The following is a 16,648-nucleotide window of genomic DNA, read 5'->3' as shown; positions in this document are numbered from 1 at the left end:
CCGGACATCCTTCCGCATCGCTCGAAGCCGCCAACGTCAGGGGCTGGTGCGGAACAACCGGGCAGCCACCCACTCGCCCGGTGGCGGACATGCGTCCAGCCGGCGTCAGCCGCTCGTGAGGATGACGAGTCGCTGAGTCGCCCGGGTCATCGCGACATAACGGTCGACCGTTCCTTCGATGCCCTGGCCGAACTCCTCCGGATCGATGAGGACGACCAGATCGAACTCCAGCCCCTTCGACAGCTCCGGGGTCAGCGACCGGACGCGGGAGGTCGTCCGGACGGTGGGGTCGCCGATGACACAGGCGGTCCCGTCGCTCTGCACGGCGAGCCAGGTGTCGAGGATCGAGTCCAGATCCGAGGTGGAGCCGTGAACGACGGGGATGCCGCTGCGGCGGATGGAGCTCGGCACATTGGCGTCCGGGAGCACGGCCCGGATGACCGGCTCGGCTTCCGTCATGACTTCTTCCGGTGTCCGGTAGTTGATGCTCAGGGAGGCCAGGCCGACCCGGTCGAGACCGACCCGCTCAAGCCGTTCCTGCCACGACTCCGTGAATCCGTGCCTGGCCTGAGCGCGGTCCCCGACGATGGTGAAGCTCCGGGACGGGCAGCGGAGCAGCAGCATCTGCCACTCCGCGTCGGTCAGTTCTTGCGCCTCGTCCACGACGATATGCGCGAACGGGCCGGCGAGCAGGTCCGGTTTGACGCCGGGCAGAGCGGACTCATCGACCAGGGTGTCCCGCAGGTCCTGGCCGCGCAGCATCGTCACCGCGCCCTCGCCGTCGTCATCGGCCGCGAGCACATTGTCGATGACATCGGCCATACGCTCGCGTTCGGCGGCGACCGCGGCCTTGTGCCGGCGCTGCCGCCGTGCCGTCTCCGGGTCACCGAGCCGCTGCCGTGCCGCGTCCAGGAGCGGCAGGTCGGACACCGTCCAGGCGTGGGGAGCGTCCTTGCGCTGCAACTTCCGTACCTCGTCTGGGCTGAGCCACGGAGCGCACATCCGCAGGTAGGCGGGTACCGACCACAGGTCTCCGACGAGATCGGCCGCTTCCAGCAGCGGCCAGGCGCGGTGGAGGGCGGTCACCAGTTCTTCGTCGCGCAGCAGCGACCTGCGGAAGACGTCGGGCGAGACATCACCGTCGTACTTGTCCCGCAGGATCGTGAGCAGCTCCTCCCAGATCTGCTCGCGCGCCTCGTTGTGCGGCGTGCCTGGTTCCGGTGCGTCGAACGCCTCGGCCCAGTCGTCGGCGCTCAGCCAGATGTCGGCCCAGTCGGTCGTGACCGTCATCCCCTCGGCGGGCGGCTCCTCGTAGAGCCTGACGGCCGCCTCGATCGCCTGCACCAGCTTCGCGGACGACTTCAGGCGCGCCACCTCCGGGTCGGCCTCGATCGCCGCGGTGGCTCCCTCGGCGACAAGGTCCCGCAGGGTGCAGGTCTGCACGCCCTCCTCTCCGAGGCTGGGCAGGACGTCGGCGACGTAGGCCAGGTAGGGACGGTGCGGACCGACGAACAGCACACCGCCCCGACGGTGACCGAGACGGGGGTCGGAGTAGAGGAGGTAGGCGGAACGGTGCAGCGCGACGACGGTCTTCCCCGTACCCGGACCGCCGTCAACGACGAGAGCGCCGCGGGAGCCCGCACGGATGATGGCGTCCTGGTCGGCCTGGAGGGTGCCGAGCACATCGCGCATCCGTGCCGACCTGTTGCCACCCAGGCTCGCGATGAAGGCGGACTGGTCGTCGAGCGCGGCATGCCCGGCAAACCCGTCCGAGGTGAACACCTCGTCCCAGTAGTCGCTGATCCGGCCGCGGGTCCAGCGATATCTGCGGCGGCTTGCCAGACCCATGGGGTTGGCGTGGGTGGCGCCGAAGAACGGCTCGGCCGCGGGAGAACGCCAGTCGAGCAGCAGCCGGCGCCCCGCGCTGTCCGTAAGACCAAGCCGTCCGACGTACACCGGCTCGGGGTCGTCCGCGCTCACCATGTGCCCGAGGCACAGGTCCAGTCCGAAGCGACGCAGTGCGCGCAGGCGCGCGGTCAGCCGATGGATCTCCGCGTCCCGGTCCATCGCCTGCCGGCCCACACCGCCGGGCGCCCTGCGCTCGGCATCGAGACGGTCGGACAGTTCGGCGATCGACTGCTCCAGGCTCTCCGCGAGAGCCGCGAAGTGCTGCTCGTCGCCGCCGATCAGCGCCGGGTCGGCCTTGAGGGAAAGGCGGTCGGGAAGGTCAAACACGCTGGTGGTCAGCGGGCTCACGGCATGTGCTCCGATCTGAGGGCGCGCGGCCATGGCGCGCGGCAAGGCGTTTGGAATGGGGTGCGGAAACTGGCGGGCGTGACGGGCTACGCTTCGGCGGGCATCGGGCCGGGGGCTTTGTGGATTCAGGCCGTGGCGTTGTTGGTTGGGCCCGGGGTCGTTGTCGGCGGGGGTGGGGGTGGGCCGGGCACGCTTCGGCCCGTGGCGTTGTCGGTTCAGCCCGTGGCGTTGTCGGTTCAGCCCGCTGGGGCTAGCGATTCAGGTCGCCAGGGTCTCCCCGCCAACGGTTCAACGTCCCCGCGCGACCCATACGTGGAGAACACCACACGCACCACATGCATTTCGCATCCCCCATTTTCCTGCATTCCGGTTCAGGCCGGTGATTCTGCGGCACAACGGGGGCCTTGCCGCAAGCCCCCCAGTGCGCTATATCTTGAGAGTGGAAAGGAGCGGGGATCTCCTTTCCTTTTCTTTTTCCTCCTCCGTGCTCTCCTTCTCCCGGCCTATCAGGCCTTGTGATCAGGGTGATCCGGGGCGGGAAAAGCGTCGGAGGGATGAAGGCCGGGCTGGTAGCTCGCAGTTGACCGTGACACCGCCCGAGGAGGTGAGACCCATGAACGCTGTATCGATGTGGGTGCTCCCCCTTCCCGTCACGGCCGGGCGATTGACGTAGGTGTAGCCGGGAGCGCCTCGACAACAAGGCGCTCCCGAAAGGCAACATCACGAGAGTTGTACAGGTCGGCGAGCGCGCGGTCAGAACCAGTGCAGGCAGTGCGGGGAACGGTCGGCGCGGAAGAGGGCATCGGCGAGGGTGGCCGTGCCCGGGCGGTGGGCCCGGATGTGTCCGGCGCGTATGAGCGTGCTCGGGGCGGTGCCGCCGAGGTAGACCGCGCCCAGGTCGCTCACGTCCAGGGACAGGTCGGGCTCCCCGTCCGTCGGGACGCAGTCGGCCTTGCCGTCCCGGACGGTCAGCAGGTAGCGGCCGTGTTCGCCAAGGAATGGGTCGTCGACGTCCAGGACGAGCTCGCCGTCCATGAACCAGCCTCGTGCGGTCAGCGCACGCGGGACGTCCAGCAGCCGCACCCAGAGCCAGTCGGTGTCGTCGCTCACCTCGCCGGCGCGGAAGTCCGCGAGCTGCCAGCGCAGCGGGTGCTCGGGCGGGAAATGCTTGAACACGACCTGAGTGACCAGGTCGTGTTCGAGCACGAACCGGGCCAGGGCCGTGAAGACGGCGTCGTCGGTGGTGATGGTCTCGTCGACCGTCAGGGTGCCGGACTCGACCGAGTAGCTGGCGTACCCGTCCGGGACGCCGTCGGCATCTCGGTGGACGGCGATATAGCGCGGCGCCGGAGAGAGCGGGGGCTGCCCCGCGCCCAAGGCCCACCAGCGGTGCGGCCGGGACAGCGCGCCGGGCTGTGTGCGGCGGTACCGGTCGTAGACCTCTTCCAGGATCTCGCCGCACTCGGCACGCCGCAGCAGCTCGACCGAGCCCGTGTCCGATCCGCTCGCTGGAGCACCGGCCGTTCCGTGCGCTCTGGGGAGGGCGAAAGCGGCCTGGTGGCGCGGCACCGTCAGCCGCTGCGTGTAGGTCGCCGGTCCGTAGCCGAACCTGCCGTAGATCGGGGCCTCGGAGGCCAGCAGTACGGAGAGGAACTCCCCGCGGGCCCTCAGCTCGGCGAGCTGATGCCGCATCATCGCGCTGAGCACGCCTTGGCGTCGGTGCGTGGGCAGGACGCCGACGGCGGTCACCCCGGCGGCCGGGACAAGGGTCTCACCGGGCAGGGTGAGCGTGAAGGAGTAGGCACCGGCGGTGCCGACGGGCCGCCCGTCCGCCGTCATGGAGAGCAGGTTGCGGTCCATTTCGAGCGCCGACCACCAGACCCCGCCGCCGCCCTCGGCCGGGGTTTCCGGGAAGCGCCCGAACGCGGCATGGAGTGTGTCAACGAAGACGTCGAGATCCTCGTCGGTCGTGGAACGGATCTCCATTGCTGCCGCTGCCTCCCCGGGATACCGGCACCACGACTCGTGGTGCCCCGCCACAGTGCAGCGTTGATGCGTGGCCGGGGCAAGCGAATTACGGCCGGGCCCGCGGCCGGTCGCAGGACGGCCCAGTCCAGTCCCGGCCCGGCCCCGGGGGGGGTTGCGATGGTCGGGCTCGGCGGCGGTGGGCTCGGCGGCGGTGCTCCCCGCGCGGGAGCGAAGGCGTCAGGCTGTGACTGGCAGTGGTCAACTACCGCCCCAGGCTCCGTCCTGGACACGGCCATCGAACCGGTCCACGTTCATCACGCCAGCCGCCCTGAGCGACACCACCGCATCGGTGACGTGCCGCTGCCCTGCGTACGTCGGAGGAGGGCGGCGGCCCGCCGGGGCATCTGATACTCAGCAGATGGCAACACAGCGGGCCGAGCACGACGGGTCAGATATAGCCGAGCGCGCCCAGACCACCGAGGCCGCCGAGCACCATGAACAGCGGCATCAGCACCTTCAACTCCACCCAGCTGCCGGCCTTGAAGCGCATGCCCTTGGGCGGGCCGACGGGGTACCAGCGCTTACGGCCTATCGGGATGGGCCACAGGATGGGGCAGCCGGAAACGGTCAGGGCATCGCCGATGTCATGGACCAGCGCACCGAGGACGACCGGCAGACCCAGCCAGAGGTACTGCTGCCCCGGCTCGGTGAACAGCCAGCTCGCACCATTGCCCGGCTGGTCGAGAACGCCGGCCAGGATCCACGCCGAGGCCGCACCCAGCAGCCACACCAGTACGTCGCTGGAGACCCGTGCCGCCCGCCACAGCAACCCCTCGATGGCGAGCACCATATGGACGAACAGGATGCCCAGTACCGCCCAGCGTCCGCCCTGCATCGCCAGCAGCGACATCCCGCCGCCGACCAGCACGGCCCACACCCAGGTGTGTGTGAGCGTGCGGTGACCGCCATTGCGGTTCGAGTCGCCGCGCATCTTTGTCGCCTTGTAGACAGCGTGCGAGATGGCGTCGACCACCTCGCACAACATCCGCGACAGCGGCCCGAAAGCCCGGGAGATGGTCGCGGATTTGTGGTCGAGGTCGGGGGCAAGCGCCGCTCCGGCACAGATCAGAGCCCCACACACGAGCACCGGCCAGGGCATCGGATGTCCTGCGGCAGCCGCCGCCGCTCCCACCCCCAGCCAGGCCGCGGCCCCGGACAGCGAGTGCGCCGGTCCCATCATGGTTACTCCCACCCCTTGTTCTCTCGCGCATGTCCACCTGCGCGGCACGTCGCTCCCACACTGCTGAGCCGCGCCACTGACGCCCGGTCGGCGACTCAGCGTAGCGCCAGATGATCTCCGCCCGAGGAGCGGGTAAGCCAACTCCTTCCTGCCAGGCCGGGCCAACCCGCTGCTGTTGGGCAGAGGCGTGGAGTGCCTGGGGAGCACTGGTTATCGATGACGCAGTCCTAACGCCACGTCAGTTCCCGTGCATGGGGGATGGCTACAGCGCGTTGCTGGGGCGAGGACGAGGAATAAGGGGAGCGGAGCCGAAGTGGGGGGCGAAGAGGCGAGCAGGGGAGCAACGGGGTGGGGTGGAGGTGAGGTGGGGCCGAGCCGCGCGGGCGAGCAAGGGCGGGGCCGAGGCAGACCGAGGCGCCTGAGCCGAGAGGAGCGAGCAAGGCCCCTGGCTGAAGGGGCGAGCGGAGGTGGATGTGGAGGTGAAGGTAGGGAGGGTGGGCCGAGAGGGTCGAGCAAAGGCGGGTACGACGGGGACGAGCGGACGTTGGCGAGTGCCCAAGAAGGGCGAGCAAGGCCGCAGAACCAAGTGGGCGAGCGCGCGCCGGGGAGGGAGGGCGAAGGACGGCAGGAAGAGAGGGCGATGGACGGCGGGGGATGAGGGTTGAGGTGTAGGCGGGATTGGGGAGCGGGGTTGGGAGGGGCGGGATTCGGGGGTGCGGCGTGGAGGGTGCGCAGCCGGCGACAGGACGACCGTGGGGCCTGGGACAGGGGGTGGGTGAGGCGGGATGAGGGCGGGCTCTCCTGGGGGCTTCCCCCCTCCCCCTCCCGCCACCACCACCGCCCCAGCTAGCTTCACGCTCACGCTCACGACCAGGCAACGCCCCCATCCCACGACGCCCCGCTCCCGCGCCACCTCGATCTACGACGCCCCGGCCCCACGACCTCCCCGCCCCACGACCTCCCGATCGCGGGCACCTCCTGTCGCGCGCCCCTCCTATCGCGCACACCTCCTATTCGCGCACACCTCCTATTCGCGCGGCCTCCCGACGCCCCGCCCCCACGATGCCCCGCTCCCGCGCCACCCCGATCGCGCCACACCCACCCCCGCACCCCCGCCACGGAACGGGCCCCCCGCCTCTGCACCGCCGACCTCGGGTGATCTCCGACACGCGCCGAGCGCGCTGGTGCGCCAGGGCGCCTTGGCCGCGACAGTGCGTTCGTAGTCGTGTACGGGTTGTAAAGACCTTGCATGGAAGCCTCCCTCGATGCCGAGTCCACTCGGAGCATCAAGAGGTCGTCGCGTCCTTGCTTCACTCGGCGCCGCAGGTTCGCTCACCCCGGCGAGGGGAGACCGCCCCGGGGCGCGGCGGCCCACGTTTCCGCAGGTCAGACCAGATATCGTGGTAGCTCTCAGGGCTGCGTCTGCGGCCTTCGAGGGAAGGGCCGGGCCGCAGGGCGTCCCATGTGCGGCGTTGTCGATCTTTGGCTGGGCTCCCCTTTGGCCGCCGGTTCCCTGATCTGGGCCGAAGACAGGCAGTATGGGGGCGTGACCCTCATCGATCATCTGCCGAACGACGCCGACCCCGATGCCCTCTTCGAAGCCTTTTCGGGCTGGGCCGAGCAGCAGGGCATCTCGCTCTACCCTGCCCAGGAGGAGGCGCTGATCGAGGTGGTCTCCGGAGCGAACCTCATCCTGTCCACCCCCACCGGCTCCGGTAAGAGTCTGGTGGCGGCCGGCGCACACTTCACCGCTCTCGCCAATGATCAGGTCACCTTCTACACCGCGCCCATCAAGGCGCTGGTCTCGGAGAAGTTCTTCGATCTGTGCAAGCTGTTCGGCACCGAGAACGTCGGCATGCTCACCGGTGACGCATCGGTCAACGCCGACGCACCGGTCATCTGCTGCACCGCCGAGGTGCTCGCCTCGATAGCGCTGCGGGACGGCAAGGACGCCGACATCGGCCAGGTCGTGATGGACGAGTTCCACTTCTATGCCGAGCCGGACCGCGGCTGGGCCTGGCAGATTCCGCTGCTCGAACTGCCGCAGGCGCAGTTCATCCTGATGTCGGCGACGCTCGGCGACATGTCGCGCTTCGAGGAGGATCTGACCCGGCGCACGGGGAAGCCGACGTCGGTGGTGCGCTCGGCCACGCGGCCGGTGCCGCTGTCGTACGAGTACCGCACGACGGCGCTGACGGAGACGCTGACCGAACTGCTGGAGACTCGCCAGTCTCCCGTCTACATCGTGCACTTCACTCAGGCCGCCGCCGTGGAGCGGGCGCAGGCCCTGATGAGCATCAATATGTGTACGCGTGCCGAGAAGGACGAGATCGCTCAGCTCATCGGGAACTTCCGGTTCACCACGAAGTTCGGCCGGAACCTGTCGCGGTATGTCCGCCATGGCATCGGCGTGCACCACGCCGGCATGCTGCCGAAGTACCGCCGGCTCGTCGAGAAGCTGGCGCAGGCGGGTCTGCTGAAGGTCATCTGCGGTACGGACACGCTCGGCGTGGGCGTCAATGTGCCGATCCGTACGGTGTTGTTCACCGCGCTGACGAAGTACGACGGCTCGCGGGTGCGGACGCTGCGGGCGCGGGAGTTCCATCAGATCGCCGGCCGCGCCGGCCGGGCGGGCTTCGACACCGCGGGCTTTGTGGTCGGGCAGGCTCCCGAGCATGTCGTGGAGAACGAGAAGGCGCTGGCGAAGGCCGGCGACGACCCCAAGAAGCGCCGGAAGGTGGTGCGCAAGAAGGCGCCGGAGGGCTTCGTCAACTGGGGTGAGAACACCTTCGAGAAGTTGATTGCTTCCGACCCCGAGCCGCTGAACTCCCGTTTCCGGGTGACGCACACGATGCTGCTGTCCGTGATCGCCCGGCCGGGCAATGCCTTCGAAGCGATGCGCAAGCTCCTCGAGGACAACCATGAGCCGCGCAGGAACCAGCTCCGGCATATCCGGCGGGCCATCGCAATCTACCGCTCGCTGGTGGACGGCGGGATCGTGGAACGGCTGGCGGAGCCGGACGCGGAGGGCCGGATCGTCCGGCTGACCGTGGACCTTCAGCAGGACTTCGCCCTCAACCAGCCGCTGTCGACGTTCGCCCTGGCCGCGTTCGACCTGCTGGACCCCGAGTCGCCGTCGTACGCACTGGACATGGTCTCCGTGGTGGAGTCCACGCTGGACGATCCGCGGCAGATCCTGGCCGCGCAGCAGAACAAGGCCCGGGGCGAGGCGGTCGCCCAGATGAAGGCCGATGGCGTCGAGTACGAAGAGCGCATGGAACGGCTCATGGACGTCGAGTACCCCAAGCCGCTGGAAGAGCTGCTCTTCCACGCCTACGGCCTCTACCGCAAGAGTCACCCGTGGGTCGGCGACCACCCGCTGTCGCCGAAGTCGGTCATCCGCGATATGTACGAACGCGCCATGACCTTCACGGAGTTCACGTCCTTCTACGAGCTGGCGCGCACCGAGGGGATCGTGCTGCGCTACCTGGCGAGTGCGTACAAGGCGCTGGATCACACCGTGCCGGACGATCTGAAGTCCGAGGACTTCGAGGACATCATCGCCTGGCTGGGCGAGATGGTGCGGCAGGTCGACTCCAGTCTGCTGGACGAGTGGGAGCAGCTCGCCAATCCGGAGGTGGAGACGGCGGAGCAGGCCGCGGAGCGGGCGGATCAGGTCCGACCGGTCACGTCCAACGCGCGGGCATTCCGTGTGCTGGTGCGCAATGCGATGTTCCGGCGGGTTGAGCTGGCGGCGCTGGACAAGGTCGAGGAGCTCGGCGAGATGGATGCCGATTCCGGCTGGGACGTGGACGCCTGGGGCGAGGCGATGGACGCCTACTGGGATGAATACGACGAGCTGGGCACCGGCCCGGATGCGCGCGGCCCGAAGCTGCTTCAGATTGAAGAGGATGCCGCGCACGGGCTGTGGAAGGTGCGGCAGACTTTCGCCGACCCGAATGGTGATCACGACTGGGGCATCTCCGCGGAGGTGGATCTGGCCGCCTCCGACGAGGAGGGGCGCGCGGTCGTGCGGGTCACGGACGTGGGTCAGTTGTGATGCGGTGGCTTCGGCCGAAGCCACCGGAGGATATGACGGAGGGCCACCGGTCATGACCAATCCTGCCGACAGGCTGGTCGATCTGCTGGATCTCGAGCAGATCGAGGTGAACATCTTCCGGGGCCGCAGTCCCCAGGAATCGCTACAGCGGGTCTTCGGCGGACAGGTCGCGGGCCAGGCGTTGGTGGCGGCCGGGCGGACCACGGAAGGGGACCGCCCGGTGCACTCCCTCCATGCGTACTTTCTGCGGCCCGGCCGGCCAGGGGTGCCGATCGTGTACCAGGTCGAGCGGGTCCGGGACGGGCGGTCCTTCACCACCCGACGGGTCGTCGCCGTCCAGCAGGGACGCACGATCTTCAATCTGACCGCCTCCTTTCACAAGCCGGAGCCCGGCTTCGATCATCAGTTGCCGATGCGTCGGGCGGTGCCCGACCCGGAGGAACTGCCGACGGTCGCGGACGAGGTCCGCGAGCGCCTGCGCGATCTGCCCGAGGGGCTGGAGCGGATGGCGCGCCGGATGCCGTTCGAGATCCGGTATGTCGACCGGCTGCGCTGGACGCCGGACGAGATCGAGGGTGCGGAAGCACGCAGCGCGGTGTGGATGCGTGCGGTCGGGCCGCTGGGCGACGATCCGCTCGTCCACACCTGCGCGCTGACCTACGCCAGCGATATGACGCTGCTGGACGCGGTCCGCATCCCCATCGAACCGCTCTGGGGACCGCGGGGGTTCGACATGGCCTCGCTCGACCACGCGATGTGGTTTCACCGTCCGTTCCGCGCGGACGAGTGGTTCCTCTACGACCAGGAGTCGCCGATCGCCACCGGCGGCCGGGGCCTGGCCCGCGGGCGGATCTACGACCGGGAGGGCAGGCTGTTGGTATCGGTCGTCCAAGAGGGGTTGTTCAGGAAACTCGGCGGCTGACCGGGGCGGGCGGCGGAGGTCGCGGCGGCGGGTGTCCGCAGGTGTCCCGGGGCTTCCCTGCGGGCCGTTTCGAGTTCTCGGGAGAGGTTGACGCGGTACCACATCACCTCGTCGAAGTCGTCCGCCGTCAGCACGCGCTCGTAGGACTCCCGGGCGGCCGGGGTCACCGTGATCACGGATGCCAGAACGGGCCTGAGCCGGCGCAGCAGGGCCCGCTCCCGCGGGTCCTCGGCCACCGAGGCGAGTTCCTCCGGGGGCAGCACGGCGGCGATCACCGCGGCCGCTTCCCAGGGGTCATCGGTCTGGCCCATGAGCTGGGCGACCCGTCGGCTGCGCCACTGGCGGGCCCGCCAGTCCTGTCCGCTGTCGAGCATCACCCGCATCGCCGCAGGGGTGTTGCCCCGCATCAGGTCGGGTTCGCGGTCGGCGAAGTCGGAGACCTCGGCCGCGAGATAGAGCCAGACCACCGCGCCGAAGCGGTTCACATAGAACCTGACGGGGCCGAAGCAGCCGGCCCGGGTCAGCCGCAGGACCCGTCCGGGGCCGATGCCCATCAGCGCGGCGGCCTCGTTCGTGCTGACCGTGCGGATCCGTTCGCGGAGCGCGTCCGGGAAGCCGGGCTCGGCCTGGAGGCGGGTGATTTCCTCCGCCGGGACCCGGCGGCGGCCGAGCGATCCGGTGGCTCCCGGCCGGCCGTCGGGCCCGGCCGGGACCGTCCGCACCTTTCCGAGCTGGGTGGCGAGCTCGAACTCGCCGTTCCTCAGCTCCAGTTCACGGGCCGCTCGTCCCATCGTGAGCGTCTGCTGCCCGTCGCACATCACTGTCATGTCGTTTCCCCCGCAACTCGGTCGATCACTGACAGTGACGACTGTAGCCGCAGGCGATGACAGCGGGTCAACCCCCGCCTCAGACCTGTGGATAACTTTCCGGCTGGCGGGCCGCGACGCCCAGATGCTCGCCGACACGATTGACCAGCAGCGTCATTTCGTAGGCGACCTGGCCCAAATCGGCGTCGGCCCCGGCCAGCACGCACAGGCAGCTGCCGTCGCCCGCCGCCGTCACGAACAGCAAGCCGTCGTCGAACTCAACCATGGTCTGGCGCACCCGCCCGATGCCGAAGTGGAGCGCAGAACCTTTCGCGAGGCTGTGCAGCCCCGAGGCGACCGCCGCGAGATGCTCGGCGTCGTCGCGCTGGAGTCCTTCACTGGCCCCGGTCACCAAGCCGTCGTTGGAGAGCACCAGCACATGCCGTACCTTCTCCACCCGTTTGGTCAGGTCGTCCAGCAGCCAGTCGAGTCCGCTGCTCAATGCCATTGCTGCTTCCTCCCCGTGTCTGTGCCCGCACTCGTGGCCGGACCGCGGCCCGTGGTCCGTTCGAAGGCCGTCGTGCCAGCCTGTCCCACCTCGGCCGTCTCGGCAAGCCGCCCCTCGGGCCGGCGTGCCAGGGGAGACCGGTTCGTGCCGCATGGCCGAGGATGTCGGCATGGCACACAAGATGACGAAGGACGAGTGGCAGAGGTTCCTTTCCGAGGGGACCCGGACCGGCAAGCTGGCGACCGTACGGGACGACGGCGGCCCGCACATCGCGCCGGTGTGGTTCCTCATGGACGGTGACGAGCTGGTGTTCAACACCGGGGAGGAGACGGTCAAGGGCCGCAACCTCGCCCGCGACGGCAGGATGGCACTGTGCGTCGACGACGACCGGCCACCGTTTTCCTTCGTGGTGGTGCATGGGACGGCGGAGATCAGCAGCGATCTGGCGGAGGTCCGTCACTGGGCGGCCAGGATCGCGGCCCGCTACATGGGCGAGGAGCGGGCGGAAGAGTACGGCGCCCGCAACGGCGTGCCGGGCGAGCTGGTGGTGCGGGTCAGGATCGACAAGGTCATCGCCCTGGCTGCCGTGGCGGACTGAGGGCGCAGGTGGCGTGGCCCGTCCGCGCCGCGCCACCTGCCGCCGCGGTCATCCCACCGAATCCAGCACCCTGCCGGAGTGCCGCCGCCCCGCGTGCTCGACGAGCCGTACCAGCACCTCCTTGCCAGAGTCGCGGTCCCTCGCGTCGCAGAGCACGACGGGGGTGCCACGGTCCAGATCCAGCGCGCGGGCCACCTCGTCGGCGCCGTAGGACCGGGACTCCGCAAAGCAGTTGACGGCTACCAGGAACGGGATCGCGCGACGCTCGAAGTAGTCGACCGCCGGGAAGCAGTCCTGGAGCCGCCGGGTGTCGGCCAGGACGACGGCGCCCAGGGCGCCCTCCGACAGGTCGTCCCACAGGAACCAGAAGCGGTCCTGCCCCGGGGTGCCGAAGAGATAGAGCGACAGGCCCTGCCGAATGGTGATGCGGCCGAAGTCCATCGCCACGGTGGTGGTGCCCTTGAGGTCCACTCCCCCGGTGTCGTCGACCGTCTCACCCGCCTCGCTGAGCCGTTCCTCCGTACGCAGCGGGTGGATCTCACTGACCGAGCCCACCAGTGTTGTCTTGCCCACGCCGAAGCCGCCCGCGACTAAGATCTTCAGGGTCAACTCGGCGTCGAGGCCCGGGGCTGCGCCCTCCGGGACCCCTTGTGCGGCGTTCATCGGCCGTCTCCTCCAGGATGCAGGGTCCTGCGTGTCACGGGGTGTGCGGATCCATGGCTCGACGGGGGGAGCCTTCGGCGGCAGAGGGCCGCCGGAAATCCATGGCGAGGACCGTACCGCCCGCTGACAGGGATTTTCTCGGAATTGCCAAAGCCGTCACGTCATCCGATCAAGAAGCCCATCAACCTCCGGATTCGTGATAGTTGAGCCGAGGAGCGGCATCCGCCGCCGGAGTCCGGTCCGTCCGCAGCGGCGTCCGCCCGGTGACCGGCCGGGCCGTGCGGGATCATGAGCTCATGAGGCGGCAGCAGGCACCGGAGCGGCGCGGACCACCGCCCCGTGACGCACGTCTCGCCGGGTGCCGTCGAGTGCCACGGCAGCGCCGCCCTCGCCGTCCTCGCCGCCCATCGCACTCCCGGAGGAGCCCGATGACCGACCACCACGCCGACCGTCCGCAGGAGGTCCGTGCGTTCTTCGCGTCCCGCGCCGCCACCTGGGACACGAAGTTCCCCGACGACGGCCCCGCCTATGCGGCCGGCGTCGCCGAACTGGGCCTCCAGGAAGGCGAACGGGTCCTGGACGCCGGCTGCGGTACCGGACGTGCGCTGCCCGCACTCCGGGCGGCCGTGGGACCGCGCGGAACGGTGCTGGGCGCCGATCTCACGCCCGAGATGCTGGAGGCCGCCGTACGGGCCGGGCGCGACCGGGACGCGGGGCTGCTGCTCGCGGACGTGGCCCGGCTGCCGCTGCCCGACGCCGCGCTGGACGCCGTCTTTGCCGCGGGGCTGCTGTCGCATCTGCCGGACTCGGCGGGCGGCCTCACCGAACTCGCCAGGACCGTACGCCCCGGTGGCCGGCTGGCCCTCTTCCACCCCATCGGGCGGGCCGCCCTCGCCGCGCGCAAGGGCCGCCCGATCACGCCCGACGATCTGCGGGCCGAGCCGAATCTGCGGCCCCTCCTCGCCGGCTGCGGCTGGGACCTCATCCGGTACGAGGACGAGGACTCCCGCTACCTGGCGCTGGCGGTCCGCCGGGGCTGACGCCCGCCCGGCCGGACCGGTGTCTCAGGACGCCGGGCCCTCCCCGTGCGGAACCGGGCAGGTGCCAGTGGGGCGGGAGGTGGGGAAGGTGCCGAGCTCGGCCACCCGGAAGCCGTTGGGATAGCCCTTGATCTCGGGATTCTGGCGGGCGTAGTGCGGGGTGCGGCGGGGCGGCAGCAGTCGTACGGCCTTGGCGCGCAGCTTCAGGGCGGTGCGTACCGCCTTCTGGACCGCCGGCTTGGGCCGCTCGTACCGGAAGGCATCCAGAAGTGAATCGTCCAGGAGGGCCATGCTGGCACCGCGCACCACCGGGGCGAGCGGGCCGTACCACCCCGCCATCAGGTCCAAGGTCGCGTCCGAGACCCGTCGCGCGCCTTCGTCCCAGCCGAAGTGCGCCTCCTCGTAGGCGTCGAGGCACTGCTCGAAGTCCTCGTAGGTCCGCGGGAGTTCGGTGATGCCCATGTGGCGGCCGAGGGTGCGGTAGTAGGTGGCCATGGCATGCCGCTCGGGTGCGGTCAGCCGCCGCCAGCCGTACTCGTCCAGCCAGCGCTTGGGCACCACCACGAAGGTGCACAGGACATAGCGCATGTCCTCGTTGCTGATGTCATAGCTGCGGTGCATCTGGTTGATGCGCCGGATCGCCGTCCGGCCGTCCTCGCTGTCGAAGCCGTGCTCGACGACGGCGTCCAGGAGGAGGGCGGTGTCGTCATAGCGCTTCTGGGTGCGGTCCGTCAGCTCCGCCGTCTCGGCGAGCAGCCGGCCGATGCTCGGCACGGCATAGGTGCGGTAGAGCGCCAGCTCCAGGGCCCGGGTGAGGTCCCAGGGGAATTCATGGGTCGCGATGATGCGGTAGATCCGCAGGAAGTCGCGCTCCGGGTCGAGCCGCCGGATCTCCCTCAACCAGTCGTAGCGCCGCACCTGACAACCGTCCCTTCATTGGCCGAAGCGCCAATTTTACGGGCGTGGGCGGCACTTGAACGGTGCGGCCGGGGGCCAGATCACGCCCCACGGTGGCCGGAATCAGCCGCGCCGGGCGGTCTCCCGTGAGCGCTTCGGCACACCGGCCGGCCGCCGGGCGCTGCGGGTGCCGCGCCCCGGGGTACGGGCGTCGGCACCGTAGCGGTCGGTGAGCGTGGCATCCACTACGGCCAGCGCCGCCCTGACCGGCATACCGGTACGGCCGGCGAGCGCCAGCCGGTCCTTGACCTCGCGTGGTGTCCGCGGTCGGTAGCCCGGTCCCGTACCGCAGCACCCGCCATGAAAGGTCAGCCCCGCGCGCAGCACGGCCTCCAGCGCGCGCCACCCGGCCATGTCGCGCCGCTTGGGCACCGCCAGGTCCGCGCCCGCGTTGATCAGCTCACCACGGCACTGCGGGCAGCGGCCCGGTCCCCCCGAGGCCGGCGTCTTCTTCCACGCGGCCCGGCAGACCAGGCACACGAAGTGCATCCGGCGGCTGTAAAAACACATCCGCGCAGCGTACGGCTGGTGACAAGCCCGTACCAAGCCAATTAGGGTGCGCCGACGTACTCCGCAATGGACCCGATGGGGAGGCCCGCGTGCCCACGACCGAGAGCGCCGACAACGATCAGTTGTTCGTGCTGACGGCGGTGCTGCTGACGCCCGCGCAGTTCCCGAGCGTGCTCGGCGACGACTACCCCGAGGTGTGCGCGGGCCTAGGGCTCGAACCGTACGCGGAGGGCTACGGACTGGTCCTCGGTCAGGACGGTGACGGCGGGCGCTGGACCGTGGTGACGGAGGATGTGTCACTCGTCGCCTGCGCGATCGCGGCCTGGGACTGCGGCATGGAGTACGACCTCTCGCCCGGCGAGAACAGCATCGTCGGGGCGCTGCCCGGCTGGCCGCTCGCGCTCGCCGTGGCGGCACCCGGTGTGCCGAAGCCGCACGATCCCGAGCCGCAGGAGGGCGACCCTGCGCCGCTCACCCCTCCGGACGCCGAGGAGTGGGGGCCCGCGCAACGGCGGCTCGGCGCGGACGAGATCGCCATGCAATGGGCGGCGTGGCGTGAGCAGGTGGAGGGCGACGTCAGCTTTGCCGAGCCGGGGGATGAGGCGCACGAGGGAGTGCGGCGGGTGTTGAAGGAGGCGCGCGGCTATGTGAACGAGCCGCCGCCGCCCGGGCGGGTGCGGTCGTCGTTCGCGGCGGGGGAGGCGCGGACGCTGCGGGTGGACGGGCCTGGGTGGAGCATGGTTGCCCGTACCGATGACATTGCGTTCGTGCTGCTGGACGACGAACCGGGGGAGGTGCATCCGGTGGGGCGGGGGCCCGAGCTGCCGGGGCTGTTGGCGTCGCTTGACGAGTTGGCGGCGCGGCCTGTTTGAAAAGTCGGTGCCCTCCGCTTGGGGCGATGTTTGGGTGCGGGTGCGGCGTTGTTTGTCTGCGGGTGGGTTGTGGCTGGGCGCGCCGTTCCCCGCGCCCCTGAGGGGGCGCCGTACGTCGTTCGGTGTGGCTGTGTTGTGGCTGGTGCCGTTGCGGGGTCTGTGGTTGCCGCGGGGGTCGGAGGGGACGCACCGGGACCCGTCCTCGGCGCGGGCGACGCGGCTACGTGGGATTGAGCACCCCGGTGTTT

General features: G+C 70.0%; 13 protein-coding genes. 5 read left to right on the top strand and 8 right to left on the bottom strand.

The window, feature by feature from the left end; translation table 11 throughout:
* Positions 1 to 105: 105 nt before the first annotated feature.
* The 3 genes from helR to TU31_RS22610 all read right to left on the bottom strand — a co-directional run bounded on the left by helR (position 106) and on the right by TU31_RS22610 (position 5,464).
* Positions 106 to 2,256, bottom strand: a complete 2,151-nt coding sequence (gene helR, locus TU31_RS22620; protein ID WP_042157708.1) for an RNA polymerase recycling motor ATPase HelR — start codon at positions 2,254 to 2,256, stop codon at positions 106 to 108.
* A gap of 753 nt (positions 2,257 to 3,009) precedes the next feature.
* Positions 3,010 to 4,242, bottom strand: coding sequence for a GNAT family N-acetyltransferase (locus TU31_RS22615; RefSeq protein WP_042157706.1), 1,233 nt, complete (start codon positions 4,240 to 4,242; stop codon positions 3,010 to 3,012).
* A 430-nt stretch (positions 4,243 to 4,672) separates the two neighbouring features.
* Positions 4,673 to 5,464 (bottom strand): metal-dependent hydrolase, encoded by a 792-nt coding sequence (locus TU31_RS22610; protein WP_042157704.1) that lies wholly within the window; start codon positions 5,462 to 5,464, stop codon positions 4,673 to 4,675.
* A 1,546-nt stretch (positions 5,465 to 7,010) separates the two neighbouring features.
* On the opposite strand from TU31_RS22610, the gene TU31_RS22605 reads away from it, so the two are divergent.
* Both TU31_RS22605 and TU31_RS22600 read left to right on the top strand, forming a co-directional pair.
* Entirely contained in the window at positions 7,011 to 9,524 is a 2,514-nt protein-coding gene (locus TU31_RS22605; protein WP_042158818.1) for a DEAD/DEAH box helicase, read from the top strand.
* Positions 9,525 to 9,576: 52 nt separating this feature from the next.
* Positions 9,577 to 10,446: an acyl-CoA thioesterase gene (locus TU31_RS22600; RefSeq protein WP_042157702.1), complete on the top strand. Its 870-nt coding sequence runs from the start codon at positions 9,577 to 9,579 to the stop codon at positions 10,444 to 10,446.
* Here TU31_RS22600 and TU31_RS22595 read toward each other — a convergent pair.
* Positions 10,377 to 11,273: a DUF6397 family protein gene (locus TU31_RS22595; RefSeq protein ID WP_245698635.1), complete on the bottom strand. Its 897-nt coding sequence runs from the start codon at positions 11,271 to 11,273 to the stop codon at positions 10,377 to 10,379. The two genes, TU31_RS22600 and TU31_RS22595, sit on opposite strands and share 70 nt — an antisense overlap.
* Before the next feature lie 79 nt (positions 11,274 to 11,352).
* Positions 11,353 to 11,760: a roadblock/LC7 domain-containing protein gene (locus tag TU31_RS22590; protein WP_042157698.1), complete on the bottom strand. Its 408-nt coding sequence runs from the start codon at positions 11,758 to 11,760 to the stop codon at positions 11,353 to 11,355.
* Between the two features lie 169 nt (positions 11,761 to 11,929).
* On the opposite strand from TU31_RS22590, the gene TU31_RS22585 reads away from it, so the two are divergent.
* Positions 11,930 to 12,358, top strand: coding sequence for a PPOX class F420-dependent oxidoreductase (locus tag TU31_RS22585; protein ID WP_042158817.1), 429 nt, complete (start codon positions 11,930 to 11,932; stop codon positions 12,356 to 12,358).
* A gap of 48 nt (positions 12,359 to 12,406) precedes the next feature.
* Here TU31_RS22585 and TU31_RS22580 read toward each other — a convergent pair whose 3' ends face one another.
* Complete coding sequence (locus TU31_RS22580; RefSeq protein ID WP_042157696.1) at positions 12,407 to 13,021, bottom strand: GTP-binding protein; 615 nt, start codon at positions 13,019 to 13,021, stop codon at positions 12,407 to 12,409.
* 428 nt (positions 13,022 to 13,449) lie between these two features.
* On the opposite strand from TU31_RS22580, the gene TU31_RS22575 reads away from it, so the two are divergent.
* Positions 13,450 to 14,061, top strand: coding sequence for a class I SAM-dependent methyltransferase (locus TU31_RS22575; RefSeq protein WP_042157694.1), 612 nt, complete (start codon positions 13,450 to 13,452; stop codon positions 14,059 to 14,061).
* 24 nt (positions 14,062 to 14,085) lie between these two features.
* Here the strand turns inward: TU31_RS22575 and TU31_RS22570 are convergent, their stop codons facing one another.
* Positions 14,086 to 14,979, bottom strand: a complete 894-nt coding sequence (locus TU31_RS22570; RefSeq protein ID WP_042157693.1) for an oxygenase MpaB family protein — start codon at positions 14,977 to 14,979, stop codon at positions 14,086 to 14,088.
* 102 nt (positions 14,980 to 15,081) lie between these two features.
* On the bottom strand, positions 15,082 to 15,528 hold the full coding sequence (locus tag TU31_RS22565) for a hypothetical protein (protein ID WP_245698634.1): 447 nt from the start codon (positions 15,526 to 15,528) through the stop codon (positions 15,082 to 15,084).
* An 89-nt stretch (positions 15,529 to 15,617) separates the two neighbouring features.
* Between TU31_RS22565 and TU31_RS22560 the strand changes: the two genes are divergently transcribed.
* Positions 15,618 to 16,400 carry a hypothetical protein gene (locus TU31_RS22560; RefSeq protein ID WP_042157689.1) on the top strand — a complete coding sequence of 261 codons (783 nt, stop codon included), beginning with the start codon at positions 15,618 to 15,620 and terminating at the stop codon, positions 16,398 to 16,400.
* Positions 16,401 to 16,648 lie beyond the last annotated feature (248 nt).

The organism is Streptomyces lydicamycinicus (genome assembly GCF_000829715.2).
Classification (GTDB): Bacteria; Actinomycetota; Actinomycetes; order Streptomycetales; family Streptomycetaceae; genus Streptomyces; species Streptomyces lydicamycinicus.
This window is presented reverse-complemented; position numbering and strand designations above follow the sequence as displayed.

Coding starts and splice junctions, on each gene's coding strand:
- TU31_RS22575 (WP_042157694.1), top strand. CDS start 13,450: ATGACCGACCACCACGCCGACCGTCCGCAGGAGGTCCGTGCGTTCTTC.
- TU31_RS22565 (WP_245698634.1), bottom strand. CDS start 15,528: ATGTGTTTTTACAGCCGCCGGATGCACTTCGTGTGCCTGGTCTGCCGG.
- TU31_RS22580 (WP_042157696.1), bottom strand. CDS start 13,021: ATGAACGCCGCACAAGGGGTCCCGGAGGGCGCAGCCCCGGGCCTCGAC.
- TU31_RS22585 (WP_042158817.1), top strand. CDS start 11,930: ATGGCACACAAGATGACGAAGGACGAGTGGCAGAGGTTCCTTTCCGAG.
- TU31_RS22615 (WP_042157706.1), bottom strand. CDS start 4,242: ATGGAGATCCGTTCCACGACCGACGAGGATCTCGACGTCTTCGTTGAC.
- TU31_RS22590 (WP_042157698.1), bottom strand. CDS start 11,760: ATGGCATTGAGCAGCGGACTCGACTGGCTGCTGGACGACCTGACCAAA.
- TU31_RS22595 (WP_245698635.1), bottom strand. CDS start 11,273: ATGACAGTGATGTGCGACGGGCAGCAGACGCTCACGATGGGACGAGCG.
- TU31_RS22610 (WP_042157704.1), bottom strand. CDS start 5,464: ATGATGGGACCGGCGCACTCGCTGTCCGGGGCCGCGGCCTGGCTGGGG.
- TU31_RS22600 (WP_042157702.1), top strand. CDS start 9,577: ATGACCAATCCTGCCGACAGGCTGGTCGATCTGCTGGATCTCGAGCAG.